At 59.9% G+C, this 18,773-nt stretch carries 17 protein-coding genes; 7 read left to right on the plus strand and 10 right to left on the minus strand.

The genetic code is table 11. The annotated features are described in order from the left end of the window. The first annotated feature begins 29 nt into the window (after positions 1-29). Complete coding sequence (locus EO087_RS09160) at positions 30-1,100, plus strand: macro domain-containing protein (protein ID WP_128898602.1); 1,071 nt, start codon at positions 30-32, stop codon at positions 1,098-1,100. Positions 1,101-1,276: 176 nt separating this feature from the next. Here the strand turns inward: EO087_RS09160 and waaA are convergent, their stop codons facing one another. Next, positions 1,277-2,542, minus strand: a complete 1,266-nt coding sequence (gene waaA, locus EO087_RS09165) for a lipid IV(A) 3-deoxy-D-manno-octulosonic acid transferase (protein WP_128898603.1) — start codon at positions 2,540-2,542, stop codon at positions 1,277-1,279. 128 nt (positions 2,543-2,670) lie between these two features. Here waaA and lpxL point away from each other — a divergent pair, with 128 nt between their 5' ends. The 3 genes from lpxL to EO087_RS09180 all read left to right on the plus strand — a co-directional run bounded on the left by lpxL (position 2,671) and on the right by EO087_RS09180 (position 5,586). Then, the gene (gene lpxL, locus EO087_RS09170) at positions 2,671-3,606 is read left to right on the plus strand and encodes an LpxL/LpxP family Kdo(2)-lipid IV(A) lauroyl/palmitoleoyl acyltransferase (RefSeq protein ID WP_128898604.1); all 936 of its coding nucleotides are present in this window, start codon (positions 2,671-2,673) and stop codon (positions 3,604-3,606) included. Between the two features lie 160 nt (positions 3,607-3,766). After that, positions 3,767-4,513: a polysaccharide deacetylase family protein gene (locus EO087_RS09175; protein ID WP_240669006.1), complete on the plus strand. Its 747-nt coding sequence runs from the start codon at positions 3,767-3,769 to the stop codon at positions 4,511-4,513. Continuing rightward, on the plus strand, positions 4,510-5,586 hold the full coding sequence (locus EO087_RS09180; protein WP_128898605.1) for a glycosyltransferase family 4 protein: 1,077 nt from the start codon (positions 4,510-4,512) through the stop codon (positions 5,584-5,586). The genes EO087_RS09175 and EO087_RS09180 overlap by 4 nt, the downstream gene beginning before the upstream one ends. A 7-nt stretch (positions 5,587-5,593) precedes the next feature. Here the strand turns inward: EO087_RS09180 and EO087_RS09185 are convergent, their stop codons facing one another. The 5 genes from EO087_RS09185 to EO087_RS09205 form a co-directional block, all read right to left on the minus strand. Next, on the minus strand, positions 5,594-6,862 hold the full coding sequence (locus EO087_RS09185; protein ID WP_128898606.1) for an O-antigen ligase family protein: 1,269 nt from the start codon (positions 6,860-6,862) through the stop codon (positions 5,594-5,596). Between the two features lie 43 nt (positions 6,863-6,905). Then, on the minus strand, positions 6,906-8,030 hold the full coding sequence (locus EO087_RS09190; RefSeq protein WP_128898607.1) for a glycosyltransferase: 1,125 nt from the start codon (positions 8,028-8,030) through the stop codon (positions 6,906-6,908). A gap of 87 nt (positions 8,031-8,117) precedes the next feature. After that, positions 8,118-8,324, minus strand: coding sequence for a zinc-finger domain-containing protein (locus EO087_RS09195; protein ID WP_128898608.1), 207 nt, complete (start codon positions 8,322-8,324; stop codon positions 8,118-8,120). 313 nt (positions 8,325-8,637) lie between these two features. Beyond that, positions 8,638-9,231: a YceI family protein gene (locus EO087_RS09200; protein ID WP_128898609.1), complete on the minus strand. Its 594-nt coding sequence runs from the start codon at positions 9,229-9,231 to the stop codon at positions 8,638-8,640. A 129-nt stretch (positions 9,232-9,360) separates the two neighbouring features. Next, a complete protein-coding gene (locus EO087_RS09205) occupies positions 9,361-9,954 on the minus strand; it encodes a malonic semialdehyde reductase (RefSeq protein WP_128898610.1) in 594 nt (197 codons plus the stop codon). A 156-nt stretch (positions 9,955-10,110) separates the two neighbouring features. On the opposite strand from EO087_RS09205, the gene EO087_RS09210 reads away from it, so the two are divergent. Continuing rightward, the gene (locus tag EO087_RS09210; RefSeq protein WP_240669007.1) at positions 10,111-11,082 is read left to right on the plus strand and encodes a mitochondrial fission ELM1 family protein; all 972 of its coding nucleotides are present in this window, start codon (positions 10,111-10,113) and stop codon (positions 11,080-11,082) included. A 72-nt stretch (positions 11,083-11,154) separates the two neighbouring features. On the opposite strand, the gene glnE is transcribed toward EO087_RS09210, so the two are convergent. Continuing rightward, entirely contained in the window at positions 11,155-14,001 is a 2,847-nt protein-coding gene (gene glnE / locus EO087_RS09215; RefSeq protein WP_240669008.1) for a bifunctional [glutamate--ammonia ligase]-adenylyl-L-tyrosine phosphorylase/[glutamate--ammonia-ligase] adenylyltransferase, read from the minus strand. Positions 14,002-14,271: 270 nt separating this feature from the next. On the opposite strand from glnE, the gene EO087_RS09220 reads away from it, so the two are divergent. Next, positions 14,272-14,580, plus strand: coding sequence for a peptidoglycan-binding domain-containing protein (locus tag EO087_RS09220; protein WP_164931805.1), 309 nt, complete (start codon positions 14,272-14,274; stop codon positions 14,578-14,580). A 150-nt stretch (positions 14,581-14,730) separates the two neighbouring features. Here the strand turns inward: EO087_RS09220 and EO087_RS09225 are convergent, their stop codons facing one another. Both EO087_RS09225 and EO087_RS09235 read right to left on the minus strand, forming a co-directional pair. Next, complete coding sequence (locus EO087_RS09225; protein ID WP_128898612.1) at positions 14,731-15,285, minus strand: EF-hand domain-containing protein; 555 nt, start codon at positions 15,283-15,285, stop codon at positions 14,731-14,733. Positions 15,286-15,776: 491 nt separating this feature from the next. Next, positions 15,777-16,283 carry a DUF4019 domain-containing protein gene (locus EO087_RS09235; RefSeq protein ID WP_128898613.1) on the minus strand — a complete coding sequence of 169 codons (507 nt, stop codon included), beginning with the start codon at positions 16,281-16,283 and terminating at the stop codon, positions 15,777-15,779. A gap of 339 nt (positions 16,284-16,622) precedes the next feature. Between EO087_RS09235 and EO087_RS09240 the strand changes: the two genes are divergently transcribed. Continuing rightward, the gene (locus EO087_RS09240) at positions 16,623-18,458 is read left to right on the plus strand and encodes a sulfatase-like hydrolase/transferase (protein ID WP_240669009.1); all 1,836 of its coding nucleotides are present in this window, start codon (positions 16,623-16,625) and stop codon (positions 18,456-18,458) included. Positions 18,459-18,608: 150 nt separating this feature from the next. On the opposite strand, the gene EO087_RS16245 is transcribed toward EO087_RS09240, so the two are convergent. Continuing rightward, positions 18,609-18,767 (minus strand): LptA/OstA family protein, encoded by a 159-nt coding sequence (locus EO087_RS16245; protein WP_164931806.1) that lies wholly within the window; start codon positions 18,765-18,767, stop codon positions 18,609-18,611. Positions 18,768-18,773: the final 6 nt, after the last annotated feature.

Genomic DNA, 18,773 nt, shown 5'->3' on the forward strand with positions numbered 1-18,773 from the left:
GTTTATGTCCGCACCGGGTGGTATTTCTGATGATCACGTTCACGCAAGGTAACCTGCTAGAGGCCCGCGCCGAAGCGCTGGTCAATACTGTCAACACCGTTGGGGTGATGGGCAAGGGCATCGCGCTGATGTTCAAGGAGCGTTTTACCGAAAACTTCCGCAGCTACGCCACGGCCTGCAAAGCCAAGGAAGTGCGCACAGGCAAAATGTTCGTCACCGAAGTCAACGAACTGAATGGCCCGCGCTGGATTATCAACTTCCCCACCAAGCAGCACTGGCGGGGTGATTCGAAGATCGAATGGATCGCCGAAGGACTGCAAGACCTACGCCGCTTCCTGATCGAGAATGAGGTCAAGTCCATCGCCATCCCTCCGCTGGGTGCAGGCAATGGCGGGCTAGACTGGGCCGAGGTGCGCCCACAAATCGAGGAGGCTCTGGCTGGCCTCGATACCGAAATCATCGTGTTCGAGCCAACCCAGAAGTACCAGAACGTGGCCAAGGGCAAAGGCGTCGAGAAATTGACCCCGGCCCGCGCTCTGATCGCCGAGTTGGTGCGCCGCTACTGGGTATTGGGCATGGAATGCAGCCTGCTTGAAATCCAGAAGCTGGCGTGGTTTCTGGAACGTAGCATCGAGCGCGCAGGCCTGACACCCCTGGATCTGCGCTTTGTGTCACACAAGTACGGTCCCTACGCCGACCGTCTGCGCCACCTGCTGGAAGGGCTGGATGGCAGCTACCTACATTGCGACAAGCGGATCGGCGACGCTGACCCCCTAGACGTGATCTGGTTCGACGACGGGCGCAAAACCTTCGTCCAGACCTACCTTAAGAGCGAGGCCAAGGAATACGCCCCCGCACTGGAAACCACAGCGGCCTTGATCGACGGTTTCGAATCGCCCTTTGGTATGGAACTGCTGGCGACGGTGGACTGGTTGCTGACGAGGGAAGGTGTCCAGCCGACGCTGCCCGCCGTGCGTGAGGGCCTGCGCCACTGGCACGGTGACCCTGATGCGGCTGCGCGCAAAGACAGGCTGTTCGACGACCGAGCCTTAGGCATCGCGTTGAAACGGCTCGCACCAAATGCAACCCTGTCGCCCTGAGTTTCCATGCAACCCTGTTCTACAACACGCTGTCGCTTCGACTACATCGACCCTTATACGGTTTTCAAGTACAAGGATTGCAGTTAAGACAAGAAGTGAAAATACCCCTAACCTCTTGTTTAGCTTGAAGTTCACCTGACAGCTTTTTACCGTAACATCGTGGCAGCAGACATTTTTCATTCCTGCAGCATGTGATCAATCAGCTGCATCACCCGGCCTACCGCACCGCGTTCACTGTCGAATACCACACGCGCCTGCCGTCCCATATGTTTGCAGCGCGTTTCGTCCAGCAGCAGCTCCAACACTTCCGCACCCAGCGCTTCGCTTTGCAGCACGCGCTTGGCGCCATCACCGCGGATCAGGGTCAGCGTAATTTCCTCGAAGTTAAAGGTATGTGGCCCTACCAGCACTGGTCTGGATAATGCCGCAGGCTCCAGTACGTTATGACCGCCAATCGGCACCAGACTGCCACCGACAAAAGCGAGATCCGACGCCGCGAAGAACGGCATCAGTTCGCCCATGGTGTCGATCAGGAAAACCTGATGCGCGGATCCCGGCACACGATCGGCACTACGCGTTGCCGTGGCAAAACCAAGCCCGCGCACCGAATTCTCGACCAGGCGAAAGCGTTCCGGATGGCGTGGCGCGATCAGCAGCAAGGCATCCGGTATGCGCTTGAGTATGCCCAGATGCGCTTCCAGCACGGCCAATTCTTCGCCTTCGTGCGTGCTGGCCGCAATCCACACCGGACGCAAATGTCCCCACTGCTGACGGAAAATCTCGCCACCTTCCAAGGCGGCCTCTGGCACCGGCATGTCGAATTTCAGATTGCCGCTGACCGTGACCAGCGCAGGATCAGCCCCCAGCAGTCGATAACGCGCCGCATCGGTGCGTGACTGCGCGGAAATCTGGCGCACGCAGCGCAAAGCCGAACGCAACAACGCACGCATCGGTGCATAGCCTCGCAGTGAACGCCCAGACAGGCGCGCGTTGACGATCATCAAGGGAATATCCCGCCGATAGCAGCCGAAATACAGGTTCGGCCAGATCTCGGTTTCCACGATTAGCGCCAGGCGCGGTCGTACCTGCCGCAGGAACCGATGCACGGAAAACGGCAGGTCGTAAGGCAGGTACACATGAAACACACCATCGCCAAACAACTGCTGCACGCGCGCCGACCCGGTCGGTGTCACGGTGGTCACCACCAGCGGTGCATTGGGGTAACCCTCCCGCAATGCTTTAATCAGCGGCTCCGCCGCATTGACCTCACCGACTGATACGGCGTGCACCCAGATGCTGCCATGCAGATCTGGCGCCTTGAAAATGCCGAAGCGTTCCGGCCAGCGCTGGTGATAATTGCCGTAGCGCATGCCACGCGTCAACAGCCGCATCACGATGATCGGCGTGGCGAGGTACATGAGTATCGTATAAAGGTAGCGCAACGGACATTCCTAGCTGGGACGCGGAAGTATACGGGCCCAGGGACGAGGGTTGAGTGGCAAAGATGCAAGCTCTTACACGTCGGCCATTGTTTGGACGCTCACCCTGCTCCTTCGTTCCAGCCACTACAATGCATCGGATGCCTGGAACGCCCCGACCTGTCTTTACTTGCGCCCTGCTCTCCCCACACCTCTGGCCAGCGTGGATCGGTGTGAGTGTCATGAAACTGCTGGCCATGCTGCCCTTCAGCATGCTGATGGCGATGGGCCGCGGGCTGGGTGCGGTAATCGAACGTTATCCGTCGCCACGGCGCAAGGTGGCTACCACCAATATTGCGCTTTGCTTTCCCGAGCTTGATGCCAAGGCGCAAGCCAAGCGGGTGGATGCGCACCTGCGCGACATCGGCCTGATGCTGATCGAATTCGCATTGGGCTGGATGGGTTCTGATCGCGCCATGGCGAAAATTCCAGTGCGGTTCGAAGGTCTGGAACACCTCGAAGCTGCACATGCCGCTGGGCGCGGGGTACTGCTGGTGGGCGGTCACTTCTCGCACCTGGAGCTGTGCGCGCGGCTGGTCTCGCAGCGCATCCGCATTGCCGGCATGTACCGGCGCATGGACAACCCGGTATTCGAGTGGACCGTGCTGCGCGCGCGCCTAGGCTATGCTCGCGCCATGTTTGAGAAGGACGATATCCGCGGCACGGTGAAATACCTGCGCACGGGAGGCACGCTTTGGTATGCGCCGGATCAGGACATGCGCAGCAAGGACAACGTCTTCGTACCTTTCTTCGGCGTCCCTGCCGCGACCATCACCGCCACCCACCATCTGGCGCGCATGTCCCATTCGGTGATGATCCCCTTCTTCCACCGCCGCCTGCCCGGCAGTCAGGGTTACGTACTCAAACTCGGTGCGCCACTGGAGAACCTGCCCAGCCAGGATGCCGAGGCCGATACCGCCCGCGTCAACCGCAGCATCGAGCAGATGGTGCGGGAAGCGCCGGAGCAATACCTCTGGGTACACAAGCGCTTCAAAACGCGGCCCGAAGGCTTTCCGCCGATTTATTGAATATCGACAGGCAAGCGACAGCCTTGCCCGGTAGATAAGCAGGTTGGCTTGTTCCCGCACCTGTCTGCATGCCCAACCACCGTTCCACCAAGTGTCCGGCCATATCAGCTCGTGGCACCGATTGCCGTAAGCTTTTGTGTCCGAATGACAGGGGGTGCGCATGAGCGCTACTGAGGGATCAAAGGCACAGACCTGCCCGATTTTCATGTACCACAACATCGCCCAGGCGCCGAACGACCTGCGACGCTGGCGTAGCCTGTACGTGAGTCCTGGCGCCTTCACACGACAGATGTGGCTGCTCAAGCGGATGGGCTACATGGGCCTCTCCATGACCAACGCCATGCCTTACCTGCGCGGCGAGAAGCTAGGTCGCATTGCTGTCATCACGCTGGACGATGGCTACGCCGACAACCTCGAATCGGCGCTGCCCGTGCTGCAGCGCTATGGCTTTACCGCCACCTGTTACGTCGTGAGCGGCAGTATCGGCCGCTACAACAATTGGGATGCGGACAAACTCGGCATCCGCAAACCACTCATGACGCCCGAGCAACTCCGTGCCTGGCACGACGGCGGCATGGAGATCGGTGCGCATACCCGCAGCCATCCGCACCTGACCCAATGCAGTGATGCGCAACTGCGCGATGAGATCGCCGGCAGCAAGGCGGATCTGGAAGATCACTTGGGCGTACTGGTTACCCAGTTTTGCTATCCCTATGGCGACATGGACGACCGCGTTGCCGACGTCACTCGTTCGACTGGCTACGACGCCGCCACCACCACCCAGCGCGGACGCGCTGCCGCAGGCATGGACCTGTGGCGCCTACCACGCGTGCAAATAGCACGACACCACATGCTGCCGCAGTTCGCCATGCGTGCCTTTACCCATTACGAGAACCGTCGCGCATGAAATTTCTCTTCGTCGGCACCAACCCGGAGAACACCGGAGCGGCCACACACTTCGTTGCCCTCGTGCAGGCCCTGATCGAAGCAGGACATCAGGTCAGTGCCGTGGTGTATCCGGATGGATTGATCGCCAATAACCTGGCCGATTCGGGTGCACGGCTCTATCCGGCCAAATTCCGCAACGCGTTTGACCTGCGTGGTTACTACGCCACGCTCAAGGCGGCGCGTGATCTCGAGCCGGATTGGCTGGTTGGCAATTTTGGCAAGGAATACTGGCCATTGATCCTGACGAGCCGCTTGCTAGGGGTACCGGTCGCACTGTTCCGTCATCGCACTCCGGCGATGGGCCGCTTCTCCGGCTATCTGGTGCCACGCCTGGCGCAGCGTTTTTTTGCAGTCTCCAACCATGCTCGCCAGGCGTACCTCGATCGCGGCGTGCCGCCACAACGGGTGCGTGTGCTGTACAACCCGGTGAACATGGCGTGGTGCCAACCCGATGTGGAGCGGCGCAAAGAGATCCTGCACAAGCAGGGCATTGCGCAAGATGCGATCGTGCTCGGCTATTTTGGCCGCATGCACGAAACCAAGGGCATTTTTACCCTGCTCGAAGCACTCGATGGCGCGATGGCACAGGAACCGCGGCTGCATTGCATGTGGCTGGGGCACGGCACGGGTTCGCAAGCACTTGGCGAACGCATCGAAGCCGGCTCGTTCGCACACCGGCATCACATGCTTGGCTGGATCGACGACGTGCATCCGTATTACAGCGCCATCTCGATGCTAGCTTTCCCCTCGATCGCCTCCGAAACCTTCGGCCGCGTCTCCGTCGAAGCACAAGCGGCTGGCGTGCCGGTGCTCGGCAGCCATGTTGGCGGCGTTCCCGAAACCCTCTCGCCAAACGTCACCGGCCTGCTGTTGCCATCCGGCAATGTCGTGGCATGGCGCAATGCCATTCTGCGGATGTGCGATCCGGAAGTGCGTGAACCCATGGGCGTGGCTGCACGCGACTTTGTCGACCGCCACTTCAACACCCGGGTGATTGCGGATGAGTTTGTCCGCATTCTCAATGATGGTTGAAATTGGTTCACGCGCCATGGAGCGGTCCCTCTCGCACAGCATAAAGCGCCGCACACCACAGGCCCAGCAGCCAGGCGAACAGCAAACCCCACCAGGCCGAATAGAAAGCCAGGTGGGTATTGATGGGAAACAGCATCACAGTCAGCGATACCGTCACCGGAAACGCCGCGGCGCGCCCGGCTTTGCCTGCACGCCGCCACGCTCGCCAGGCCAGACCAACGCCTGACAGCCATAACAGCAAGCCGACGATGCCCGTCTCGGTAAGAATTTCCAAGACGATCTGATGCGCGTGACAGGCACCCGCGCCCTCACCGCAACTTTCCGCCACCAGGAAGTGATCATTGGCGGGCGCGAATTGCGGATACGCGTAACGGAAGTCCCGCACACCGACACCCGTAACAGGATGGGCCGCAATCATCACCACGCTGTTGCGCCAGATCTCCAGCCTGCCGGTCGTCGCTTCATTGAGATCCTGCGCGTTGCCGCCCAGAACGGCCAAGGTACGCTGCATGCGCGCGTCGAAGCGTGTCGAGGTTTTCCAGGCGATACCACCGGCCGCCAGCAAGACCAAGGCCACCATTGCGCAGGCCGCGACAAAGCGCAACGGCGAACCAACCTCGCGCCACAGGAAAATCAGGCTGGCCAACCCAAAACAGATCCATGCCGCACGCGACCCACTGAGCATCACCGGCCCCAGCAACAGCAGGAATGCGATCAGCAAACCACCCTGCCGCCAGCGCTCCCGTGCGGCCCACAATGCAAAGGGTGAAAGCACGGCCAAGGTCGGGCCCAGCTTGGGATCGTCCGCGCCAAAAATGCCGGAGATACGTTCCAGCTGGGCGTGGCCGCGAAGGCTCCACCCCGTGAGCATCTGCATCCAGGCGTCTAGCATCCAGAAAGCGATGACAACCGCGATCGCAAGGTAGAAAGCATGAAGGCGCGACTGATCGCATACGACATAACAGGCATACACGCCCAGCGGGACATAGCGAAGCAAGCCCAACACGGTGGCCCAACTCTTGCCCGGCATGATCGCCATGAACGCCGAAAGTAGCGCCGCACCGATATAACAAGCCAGCAATGGCACCAACAGACGAACTCCAGCGTTCGCACGCCATCCCCCTGGATCACGACGCACTGCCAGCAGCAGGCCGACTACACACAGGAAGGTACCCAGCTCGGCGCTCCGCCCGAACGGCAGCAACGCAACCACCACCCACAGCGGCAGCCATGGCGGGTGCAACAGGGTCTTCAGCGTGGAGGAAAAGGAGTTCATGCCGAATCCGGAACTGGGATCCATGCATTGTAGGCGAGTCCCTTTAGGCCGCTACTTCCTCATAAAGCGCCAGGGCGGCGCGCTGCATGTCGATCAGGCGATAGCGTTGCAGCGGAGGAATAGGCGGTGCCACGCGCAGCAATTCAGCCGCACGCTCTACCAGACGCTCACGATCACCCGGCGGCACACGGCCGGCAGGATAGAGTTCGGCCAACAACTCGCCAACACCACCATGAGCGTAACCAAGCACCGGGCGGCATAACGACAAAGCTTCCACGACGGTGCGGCCAAAAGCTTCCGGCTTGTTCGACAACTGCAAGATTAGCGAGGACATGGGGTAGATATCGCGCACGTCCTCACGCGGTGCGGTCAGCACAACCTGTCCAGCGATGCCGCGGGCATGGATCAGGCCCTGCAATTCGCGCACATAGTCCGCGCGACCGGCCTCGATCACACCTAGCAGCAGTAGGCGCGTTTCGATGCCGCGCTGCTTGAGTTCGGCGACCAGCTCGATCGCGTCGTGATGGCCTTTCAGGCGCGTGCCGCGAGCAGGCAAGGTGAGCAGCGGCGCACCAGCCAGACTGGGAAATTCGGTGAAGAAAGCCTTTTGCCAGGCTTCGTCCGGGCGGTGACCATAGGGGAAGACTTCCGGATCGATGCCACGCGGAATGATGCGGATACGCGCGATATCCAACGTCTGGTAATGGCTGATCAGGTAATCGCGGACCGTCTGCGAGACCACCACGATGCGCTCGCCGCGCAGCATGATGGCGCTATAGCTTCCGGGCGAGTTGAGTCCATGCACAGTGGTAATGAAATGGGGCCGGGGCGACAGGCCCCTGATTGCCCACCAGCCCATCCAGGCCGGCAATCGCGAACGGACGTGGACAACATCCGGCTTCAATTCGCGCAGCAGATGCCGCAACCGTCCAAGCTTGACCAGCGTGGACAGCGACTTGCGCCCTATATCCAAGGTGATGTGCTCGCTGCCTTCCGCTTCGAGCTGGGCCGTCATGCGACCACCGGCGGAGATCACAACGGAACGATGGCCGGCCTGCACCAGCGCCTGTCCCACCTCCAGCACTGAACGCTCCGCCCCACCTGCGCGCAGCGCAGGGATGAGCTGCACAACAGTCAGCACCCTGACCGGCGTGGCGGCAACGGACATGGTTCCCTCATTCGCGACTCTCATCCAACAGAACAAGCACCAATCGTGCCGTGTAGCGCCTTATGCACCAGGATGTCCGCCCGCGCTTCAGTCGCGCAGAACATAACGTGCACCGCAGTAAGGACATACAGACTCGCCGCCATCCTCAGCGACAGGCAGATAGACCTTCGGATGGGAATTCCACAACGCCATGCCAGGCATCGGACATGACAACGGTAGGTCCGAACGCGTCACTTCGTAACGATTTTCGGCATTCGCCAGTATGGGCTTAGCGTTGGTGAGGAAACCCGACATGGGCACGCTCCGGATGAAACTTGGGACTAACAATGGTAGCAGGGCCTTGACGGCATTTGCCCCTCTGCCATCACAGGGTGCACCCCGATCTTGTTACGCTACCATACCGGCGAAGGCCCACTGCTGCCCAGGGAAGATCACACTAATCGATAGCTTGCAAAACATCGGATGGATGAACCCCTCTCCCGGGAGAGGGTGCTTGCAGGCCTGAGGGTCCGTGCGAAGCGAGAAATTCAGTTCTCGCACAAGTCTTTGTTTTCGCGCGCTGGTCGCACCCTCACCCCTCTCCTGAAGGGAGAGGGAGAAAGGACGCTTACTGCGCAGCGTCAGCCTCTGGCGCCTGGCCTTCGGTAGTAATGGTGAGCTGAATCTCGTCGCTCACCTTCGGCACATAGGCGCCCAGACCGAAATCGGAACGCCTCAAGGAGCCGGTGGCATTGAAGCCGATCGCCTGCTGACCGGTCATGGGATGTGTGCCTACGTTGTTGAGCGTGGCATTGAGCACGACCGACTTGGTCACGCCGCGAACAGTCAAGTCACCCGTCACCTTGTAGTGCTTTCCGTCCACCGGCTGCACGCTGGTGCTCTTGAAGGTGATGGTCGGGTACTTGTCAGCATCGAAGAAATCCCGCTGCTTCAGATGCTTGTCCAGCGCCGGCACGTGCGTATCGAGGTTGCTCAGCGGTAGGGTCACTTCCACCGTGGATTTGGACGGATTCTGCTGGTCGAACACCAGCGCGCCGTCGCCAAGGCCGATATCCGCAACGGGGTTGGAGAACCCGAGATGGCTCCAACTGAACAGCACCATAGTGTGACCGGGATCGAGCTTGTACGTTACCGGCGCGGCCTGGGTCGACATCGCTGCGCCGAGCAGTCCGGCCAGCATCACATAGCGAAAATTACGCATTGAAGAATCTCCTGCCTCAATCAATAGGGGGTCAAGATGGTGTCCGCAGTGATTTCGATCATCGCGGACGAATAGCCCGGGTGGCGCCCTGCGAAGCTTCCATTTCAGGAAGCTCTGCAAGAATCAGCATTATTCCACCTGGCAAGCTTCGTCAAACGACAGCCGCGGGCTACGCGGGAACAGATCGCGACTGGCGTCGCCGTAGCCGATATTAATCAGGAAGTTCGACTTGATCTTGGTACCGGCAAAGAAGGCGTCGTCCACGCCGGCATTGTCGAAGCCTGACATCGGGCCGCAATCCAGACCCAGCGCACGGGCTGCCATGAGCACATAAGCACCCTGCAGGGTCGCATTGCGGAATGCGGTACGTTCGATCAGCTCCTGGTTGCCAACGAACCAGCTACGTGCATCGGCGTGCGGGAAAAGTTGTGGCAGCTTTTCGTAGAACTCGTGGTCATTGGCGATGATCGCCGTGACGGGTGCGGCCAGTGTCTTGGCTCGATTACCCTCGGAAAGCCACGGCTTGAGCTTCTCCTTGGCCGCCGCCGACTTCACGAACACCACCCGCATCGGCGAGCAGTTGGCACTGGTCGGGCCGAACTTCGCCAGTTCGTAGAGCGCGTGCAACTGCTCATCGCTCACCGGCTTGGGCAGGAAGGCGTTGTAGGTACGTGCGTTGCGGAACAACTGGTCCAGTGCCACCTCGGCAAGCTTATCGCTCATCGGTATCCTCTGTGTGAAGCGCGCCGGTGGCGCGTGAAGTACAAAGTGTAAGCGGAAGCGGGATGACCCAGCGGTAAACCAGGCGGAACGAACTGTGCACAATCCGACGACAATCGTCTTAACCGGGATGGTCCTTATCATGAAAGCGAGCCGCGCGTGAACGAGACAGCACCGGCAGGCGAATGCTGGGCCATCACCGACCACGCTGCCGGCAATCAGCGCCAGGCGCTGGCTTTAGCCGAGCGGCTAGGCATGCCAGTGCGCCATCTGGTGCTATCGCCCCGCGCACCCTGGTCCTGGTTTTCGCCCCACTTCGTGCTCGGCGGCCGACTGGCCCTGCCCCGCGCACAACGTGACATCTTCGCACCGCCGTGGCCTGACGTGGCGATCGGTTGCGGCCGCAGTGCCGCCCTACTCACGCGGATGCTGCGCAAACTGGCGAGCGGCCATTGCCATGCTGTACAGATTCTCGATCCACGCATCACCCCCACGCATTGGGATACGGTCATAACACCCCGCCACGACCCGCTTAGCGGCACCAACGTGCTGCAACCGCTGGGATCACTGAACCCCATCGACGATGCCTGGCTGGAAGATGGCCGCGAAGCCTGGCCAACGCTTGGCAAACTGCCCTCCCCCCGCGTTGGTGTGTTGATCGGCGGACCGCGCAGCGGCATCCGTATCGACGCTGACTACGCACGGCATTTGGTGGCTCGATTGTTGGCGCGTCAGCACGCAGAGGGCGGCAGCCTGCTGATACTTGCCTCTCGCCGCACCCCGGATGCCGTCATGGAAGTGCTACGTGCAGCAGTACGCGATGTTCCCGGACTGTTCTGGTCGGGGGCGGACGACAGCAGCAATCCTTATCCCGGCGTGTTGGGTTGGGCTGATCGGCTAGTGGTGACACCCGATTCCGTGAATATGCTCAGCGAAGCCTGCTCGGTTGGCTGTACAGTGCAAACGCTGGTGTCCTTACCGCTACCGGGCAAGCTTGCACGTTTTCATCAAAGCCTTCGCGAGACCGGGTTGCTGCATGATCTGGACAGCCATTCGCCAGTGCGTCAGACGCCGTTTCGTGAAACCGAAGCCATTGCGGCAGAAGTGCGCAGACGGATGCTTGCCGTTTGAGCAACGCCCTGATTTATTGAGAGCCTAGGAGCAACACCACCCTACCTTCCATGCTCCGAACTTAAGGCACCACTAAAAATCAAACCCAAGCGTTCGCGTCACCGTATTCACATCGCTGCATAGCGTATCCAACGCCTCATCACGTGACGCGATACGCGAACGCAAATCCAGCGTGCATAGCAATGCACGTCGCAGGAACTCCGCATGAGCACGGCTGAAGCAGTTGGCCTGCGTTGCATCCAGCAAACCGGCTCCTCGGCAAGCCTCGATCAAGCCAACATTGGCAGTAATGGACAACAGGCCCGGCGCGTGATCGGCGTGGGCCAGCACCATGCCCTGCAGAGCGAACTCTATATCCAGCAAGCCACCATGGCCTTGCTTCAAGTCAAATTGCAGCGCATCCGATCGGTCCCGCTCGGTACGCCAGCGTTGCCGCATGCTGCTGACCTCGGCGAGCACCGCGTTACGATCACGCGGCACGACAAGCGTGCGGCGGCGGACTTCGGCGAGTTCGGCATTCAGCACCGGATCACCCGCCACCGGCCTTGCACGCAATAACGCCTGATGCTCCCAAGTCCAGGCCCGGCTTTCCTGATAAGCCACGAACGATTCCAGGCTCCCCACCAGCAAGCCTTTCGAACCATCCGGCCGCAGGCGCGTATCCACTTCATACAAGCGCCCTGCGCGCGTCAACACAGTCAGCCAGTTCATCACTCGCTGGGTCAGGCGCTGGTACCAGCGCGAACCATCGAGCGGGCGCGGACCGTCGCTCATGGCCTGCGCACGCTGGCCATCGAAGACAAACACCAGATCCAGGTCGGAGGCAAAACCCAGCTCTTCGCCACCCAGGCTGCCGTAGCCCAATACCGAAAACCCTGAGCCCTGACCGGGAAGCCGGCCATGCTGAGCAATGATTTCGCGCTCGGCCAGCGCGGTCACCGCATTGACCACCGATTCGGCCAGTGCACCCAGGCGGCGCGCCGTGGCCACTGCATCCGCACGACCGTCGTTGAAAGCCAACCCTAGTCGAAACGCAATGCTCGATTTGAATTCATTGATGCGTTCCAGCTCCGCCTCGGCTTCGCGCTCATCCAGTGTCGTTAGCACATGCGCGATCTCGGCACTGATATCAGCACGCTTGAGTGGCAACTGGTCGATACGCGGATCCAATACGTCATCCAAAAGCAAGGGCTGGGCGATCACCCGCTCCGCGAGAAAGGCGCTGTCGGCAAAAAGCTGCGCCAGACGTTTGCGTGCCGCGGGTTGCTCCTCCAGCAGTGACAAATAAGAAGGACGGCGCGCTACGGTCTGCACAAGCCGACACAAACGCAACAGACAAGGCACCGGAGCGGCTGTATCGCGTGCGACGGCGAGCAACTTCGGCATCAGATGATCGAGCCATTCGCGCGCGCGCGCCGACATGGCACGTAATGAAGCGCCCTGCTGCAACTTGAGCAAAGCCTCGACGGCATCCCCGCCAGGCACGAAACCGGATGCCTCCAGCACGCGTGCATCCAGCGATTCGTCGCAAGCGCGCTGCCACAACACGGCATCCGCCGCTGGCACGTTAGCCTTCGCACCACCCTCGGGCATCAGCATGGCAGCAAACTCCGTAGCGACAATCTCGCGATGCCTGGCCAATGCTTCCACCAACGGCTCCCACGCAGGGTAATCCAATCCCAAGGCAAGACGTTCGCGACTAAGGTCATCCTCGGGCAGGTCATGTATTTGCGCATCGCGCATCATCTGCACGCGATTTTCCATACGACGCAAGAACACGTACGCCTCACGCAGCGCACGCGCACGCACGGCGGGGATATGCCCACGTGCCTCGCAAGCGGTGAGTGCCGGCAGCAAGCCACGCACGCGCAGACTTGGTTCGCGACCGCCGCGGATAAGCTGCACCAATTGCACGATGAACTCGATCTCGCGAATGCCGCCCGGTCCAAGTTTGAGATTGTCAGCTAGGTCCTTGCGTGCGACTTCGGCATCGATCAACGCTTTCATTTCGCGCAGTCCGGCGAAAGCGGTGTAATCGAGATATTTGCGGTAGACAAAGGGCCGCAGCATTTCCTGTAGTTGTTTGCCGGCGCCACGATCACCCGCCACGGTACGCGCCTTGATCCAGGCGTAGCGCTCCCAGTCGCGACCTTCGCGCTGGTAGTACTGTTCCATGGCGCTGAAGGGCAAAGCCAGGCGACCAGCATTACCAAAAGGTCGCAAGCGCAAGTCTACGCGTGCGCAAATGCCATCGGTCGTCGGCTCATGCAGCAAGCGCACGAGCTGGCGCGCCAGGCGCACGAAATACTCGCTGTTGTCCAACGAGCGCGTCCCGTCACTCTCGCCACCATGCGGATACGCCAACACCAGATCAATGTCTGAAGAGAAATTCAGCTCATTACCGCCCAACTTGCCAAAGCCGATCACGATCAATCGCTGCAAGCTCCCATCCTCACCACGCGCACGACCATAGCGCGAGGCGAGCGTGCGCTCGGACCATTCCAGCGCACTGCCAAGCAAAGCTTCATAGAGCACACTGGTGGCGGAAAGGATTTCCGGCAACTCGTCCAACTGATTGACGTCGCGAAACACCAGCCGCAATGCCTCGGCGTGCCGGAAGCGGCGCAACACCGCCATGCTAGCTGCTTCGTCCGCGCCAAGTTTCAAAGCAGCGATGCGCGACGCCGCATCGCTGCCCAAGCGCAAGCGCTCCAGACCTTGCGGAGCCAACAATTGCGGCTGGCTCCGCAAGGTCTCGAAGGCAAAGTCACTGGCCAGCAAGGTACGGCGGATGCGCTCCGCCACACCAGCATCGTCATGCAACGGCACACCAGCGGCACGGCAACAGGCGGCCAGTTGCGCGTAACGATCATCGATCAGGGCGCGCAAGTCGAGGGATTCGGTGAGAACAGTAGTCACGGCCATGCGCTCATTATGACCGGATCGCACGGCGCCACCGAATAGATCGACGTCCGTCTGTAGGTTATGGTGAAAACCCCAACATCGTCACTCTGATCGACATGGCCATGCTTGGGTTTTCACCTACATCAGCGCATCCCCACGCTGCGATCCTGCCCCATGATGGCATCAACACCGACGCTGCACTGGCACGGCGTCACGCCATTCGCTTACAGTTCTCCCGCCTTGATTGATGCAATTTATCGACATGGCAGTCCAGCGAGCGTGAGCATGTCTAAACAGCACAAACCCGAACAAGAGCAAGCAACCACCCATCCGCTCAAGCAAGGCGAAGCCGGCGACGAGGTCATGCAACTACAGCAGCAGCTCGGCCGGATCGGCTATCACGACATCGATCGCAAGCTGCATGCCGATGGTGTTTTTGGTAAGCGTACGCGCAACGCGGTCGAGGCATTCCAATACGATTACGGCTTGGTCGTCGACGGTGTAGCGGGCAACAAAACGCAAACCGCTTTGAAGCATGCAGAGCGTCGGCAACAACATCTGTCTGTGCGAGCTTTCAACAATGATGCCGATTGACTCATCCGCAGCGGATCGGGGTTAGTGCCATTGGGCTAATAGATGACCCTCTGATTGATTCTTAAACACCCGTCACTACGGAGTGTGTCACGTGGCTTGCAACACGCTTTGCGAACCTTCTAGACGTCATGCCGGGTGCGCAGGAATCAATCATAAGGTCCCTAGCAACCAACTACCGGCGGACTGCGGGGCCTCGTCGAAGTAGTAATCGTGAATTGCCTTCAGGATATCGCGCCGCTCGATAAACCCGTCATTATCGCCATCCAGTCGACGCGCAATCTCCTGTGCGTCATCGGTGGACACATTCATCAACGAAGTAATCCAGCGTACATGCTCGGCGCGACTGAGCCGCCCATCGCGATCGCTGTCGGCAATATCCATGATGGCATCGAGAAAAGGCTCATACCCCTGCTCGAAGTTGGCTGGAGTCTCCAGCAAGCCAGACGCGAACGCTGCCTTGTACTCGCTTTCCGTTAGCTTCCCGTCACCATTGCTATCGGCGGCAACAAGCTGGTGATCCCATACGCCCAGACACAATTCGTTGAGCCTCTTCCGGGCCGCATCGCCTGACTTCAGCCCGAACTCGTCACTCATACGCTTCGCAGCTTCCTCAAAGTCGGAGCGTTCGACATAGCCGTCCTTGTTCAGATCATAGGTGCGGAAGCGGCGAGCAAGTTTTCGGTTCAGGAAGTCGCTGATTTTCACGGAATGCTCCACTCTGGCACGCACCTTATGCGCTATGGCGCGTTGTTTGCGAATGGTGACGATCCTAACGTGAATATTCAGTGTTGCCTTAACCGCAATGGCACTAACTTAAGCATCGTCGCCCCGACAAAGGCCGGGGCCCATGACTTTGCGAGGCCAAAAGTCGCTGAGTCCCGGCCTTCGCCAGGATGACGGCCATAAATTTTCGCAGTATTCGAGCGATGTGCGGCTTAAGTTAGTGCCATTGGCCTTAATCGTTCACCCCGTTTTCAATCTTTACACCTGAGTAGTTGGCGAAGTCGCGCTCGTTATGGGTGACAAGTACTACGTCGAGCGCGACCGCATGCGCTGCGATCAACTTGTCCAGATAGTCCTTTTTCGCTCACAGGTTGCTTCGCGTATGGGGCCGTAGGTTACTGCCGCTGCCGCACCGAACGGCATTACTGGAATGTCCTCGATAAGTGCTGCCAGATTGAAACAGACAATGGAACTTACTTGCTGGCTGCAGGCTTCTGGGCCTCGGCATTTGGTTTGGTCTGCTCGGCGGGACGAACGACGTAGCCGATCGGCTGCCAGTTGGAACCGCTCTTGGCCATCGATACGGTTTCGACTGTGGCTGCATTGGCGAACTTAGTGGCATAGACCACGTTGAGGTATTCGCCCGCCGGCATGCCCTGTGGGTTGTCCACCTTGGTCACGGCATACCAGGAACGGCTCTGCTGAGCGCCAGCTTGCTTGCGCACCTCGCCGATGTACTTGGTCCAATTGGCCTGATTGACATTACTCTGCATCGCGGGGGCGCTAGCCTTCCACATGGCGTCCGCTTGATTGGCATCTGCCTGTGCAGCCCACTTGCCCGCTGTGGCAATGGCTTTTTCAAGTCCCGAGGGGGCCTGTTGGGCGAACGCTGAACCCGCACCAAGCAGCGCAACCGACAAAATACATCCACGGATCAGGCGCCCGGACAGCGAGGGCTGGTTGATGGTGCTGAGCGTCATATGAAATCTCCTGTCAAAAGAGTGAAGCCATTCATCTTGAATAGCCTGCTATGCGAATGAAATTGCGCGCTGGTGTGCGCGCAATTCATCATGTCACAGCATCCCTTTCCTAACCCTCAGATTTGGCCGAAAACCCGGTCCGAATACAGCTTCGTTCGTTAGTTACATGCAAACTGTCCTGAATCCGCCCTGACATCAGGGTGCAGTCCGACAACCGATTCATGTCAACCACGTTACAGTCCACATCCCTGGCATGACAGGTCGCTGGACTGCATGGCCCTCGCCACCTTCTCAACCTCGAAACGCAGTATCGCCATCCGGGCAGCCCTGGTGGTAGCAATGACGGCCGCCTTCATCCTGCTTACCGGCTTGATGGACGGCAATGATGGTGTGTCGGCCTCGCAACTGCTCGCACAGCCCGTCTACCCGCTGGCCAACGCCATGCCGGGACTGCTGTTGGCCTTGGTGTTGCTGGTGCTGACTCGCCGTGTCCTTTTTTCATTTGGGCTGGCCTACCTAACCCAGGCTGTGATGTACAGCGTCAACGCGCTCAAGGTTGCCAACCTCGGCACACCACTGCTACCGGCGGATTTCCGCATAGTCGGCCAGTTGAGCAAGGGCGGGATGCATGTGCTTGGCAGTTATCTGCCGCACAGCTCATGGCCGTACCTCGCCATCCTCGGCGGGATAGCTGCAATCGTGGCGACATGGCGCCTGGAGCCGCCGCTGTTTGCTCGCCGGACGGGCGGCAAGCGCATCGTCGCCGGCAGCCTGCTTGGCGCCACCTTGCTTACCCTGCTGGCTGGCATGCCAGGTTGGGGCAATGTGTACAACGGTCGCGAACTCTGGCTGGAGCCGTGGTCGGCAGCGGCAACCACCAGCCATTCCGGCCTGGTCAGTTCACTGATGATGTTCCATTTGCAGGATCGTCGCAGCAAGCAAAAGGCCGACCCCCATGCGGCAAGCCAGTTGCTTGCCTCCACCAGCGATCAGGTGCGCGCCCGCATGCAGACACCCGTGGATGAAGGTTGTGCCCTGCCCGACATCGTGGTGGTGCAAAGCGAATCGTTCTTCGACCCGAGCATCATGCGTGGTTATCAGAACGCCAAGCTCACACCCAACCTTTCCCGTCTTGCGGCACAAGGCATGAGCGGCCCACTGCATGTGCCGACCTTTGGCGGCGGCACCATTCGTACCGAATTCGAGGTACTCACCGGTCTGTCACTGCGCTACTTCAGCAACATGCAGTTCCCATATCTGCAGATGTACGACAGGGTTGTACCAAGCATGGTGCGCACCTTGCGTTCGCATGGCTATGAAACCGTAGCGATCCATGGCAACGACCCTACCTTCTGGAACCGTAACACCGCATTCAAAACGCTTGGCTTTGATCGCTTTGTTTCGCAATCCGACTTCCCGACCCATGCGGCGATGGATGGCAAATACATGGCTGACAGCGCGATGACCGACGAAATCATGGTGCAGCTCAAGGACTACGGCCCACCGCAATTCCTGTTCGCGATCAGCCTAGAAGCACATGGCCCGTATGACGTCACGCCGAAAGACCCTGCCGCACGCAACGCTATCCCCGTGCCCGCCTCGGTGGATGTCAAGGACAAGGTTGAAGTCCAGAACTACATCTATCACATGCAGCACGCCGACCAGGAGCTGGGACGCCTAGCAGCATTGCTCGCCAAGCGCAGCCGTCCGACCTTGCTGCTGTTTTACGGCGACCACTTGCCGGGCTTGAACGACGCCTATCGCGCCATGAACTTTATCGATGGCCAGGACATGCTGGGCCAGGCCGGCACATGGCTGCTAATCGATCCGCGCAACCCGGGCCATCCGCAGCGTGTCGACATGGCCTCGTGGATGTTGCCGGGCTTGCTGCTTGAACGCGCCGGCATCCACGACGATGCATACTTTGCACTGAGTCAGGTGCTGGCCCCCTCACTGGCAATGCTGACCCGCGCCCCCGGCGCGGTGCCGCCACCCATCGATGCGCAGCAGAAACAGTTCGATAACGACATGGCCAGCGTCGCCATGCTGCGCATGAACGGCAGGCTGGACAAGCTGTTGCCGGCAAGCCTGCTACCCGCCAACACCGCCGTGGCGAAGCAGGATGACGAAGATCAAGGGGTACCTGCTTCGGCAGCGATGGGAGTCCATCACTGATTCGATAGCGGGTGGGTTTGCTGCAGAAAAAACGGCGTCTTGGCAGGCGCTTTTTTGGGGTGTTGTAGGTAAGCTTGCCGGCTCGCGCGTCGCCGGTCATCAGCTTGTCGTTGTCGTCAAGCTGCTGGATATGTGCGGGATTACCCTTCATCACGATGCGGCTGACCTGCGTGTCGGCATCGAGATAAACACATACGCGATGTCACCGGTAGCCTTCATCGTGCCCTGCGTGACGACCACATGCCCGGTCAGTGTGGTCATCGTATTGGGCGCATTGAATCCATTCACCGAATCTTGCGTGGCGTTCATGGGTTG

It is taken from the genome of Dyella sp. M7H15-1 (genome assembly GCF_004114615.1).
GTDB lineage: Bacteria > Pseudomonadota > Gammaproteobacteria > Xanthomonadales > Rhodanobacteraceae > Dyella_B.

What these genes read in the sequence shown, in the direction of transcription:
- EO087_RS09175 (WP_240669006.1), top strand. Translation starts at nt 3,767, where the DNA reads ATGAGCGCTACTGAGGGATCAAAGGCACAGACCTGCCCGATTTTCATG.
- EO087_RS09235 (WP_128898613.1), bottom strand. Translation starts at nt 16,283, where the DNA reads ATGACGCTCAGCACCATCAACCAGCCCTCGCTGTCCGGGCGCCTGATC.
- EO087_RS16245 (WP_164931806.1), bottom strand. Translation starts at nt 18,767, where the DNA reads ATGAACGCCACGCAAGATTCGGTGAATGGATTCAATGCGCCCAATACG.
- EO087_RS09195 (WP_128898608.1), bottom strand. Translation starts at nt 8,324, where the DNA reads ATGTCGGGTTTCCTCACCAACGCTAAGCCCATACTGGCGAATGCCGAA.
- EO087_RS09190 (WP_128898607.1), bottom strand. Translation starts at nt 8,030, where the DNA reads ATGTCCGTTGCCGCCACGCCGGTCAGGGTGCTGACTGTTGTGCAGCTC.
- EO087_RS09200 (WP_128898609.1), bottom strand. Translation starts at nt 9,231, where the DNA reads ATGCGTAATTTTCGCTATGTGATGCTGGCCGGACTGCTCGGCGCAGCG.
- EO087_RS09160 (WP_128898602.1), top strand. Translation starts at nt 30, where the DNA reads ATGATCACGTTCACGCAAGGTAACCTGCTAGAGGCCCGCGCCGAAGCG.
- EO087_RS09220 (WP_164931805.1), top strand. Translation starts at nt 14,272, where the DNA reads ATGTCTAAACAGCACAAACCCGAACAAGAGCAAGCAACCACCCATCCG.
- EO087_RS09240 (WP_240669009.1), top strand. Translation starts at nt 16,623, where the DNA reads ATGACGGCCGCCTTCATCCTGCTTACCGGCTTGATGGACGGCAATGAT.
- EO087_RS09185 (WP_128898606.1), bottom strand. Translation starts at nt 6,862, where the DNA reads ATGAACTCCTTTTCCTCCACGCTGAAGACCCTGTTGCACCCGCCATGG.
- EO087_RS09180 (WP_128898605.1), top strand. Translation starts at nt 4,510, where the DNA reads ATGAAATTTCTCTTCGTCGGCACCAACCCGGAGAACACCGGAGCGGCC.
- EO087_RS09205 (WP_128898610.1), bottom strand. Translation starts at nt 9,954, where the DNA reads ATGAGCGATAAGCTTGCCGAGGTGGCACTGGACCAGTTGTTCCGCAAC.
- lpxL (WP_128898604.1), top strand. Translation starts at nt 2,671, where the DNA reads ATGCATCGGATGCCTGGAACGCCCCGACCTGTCTTTACTTGCGCCCTG.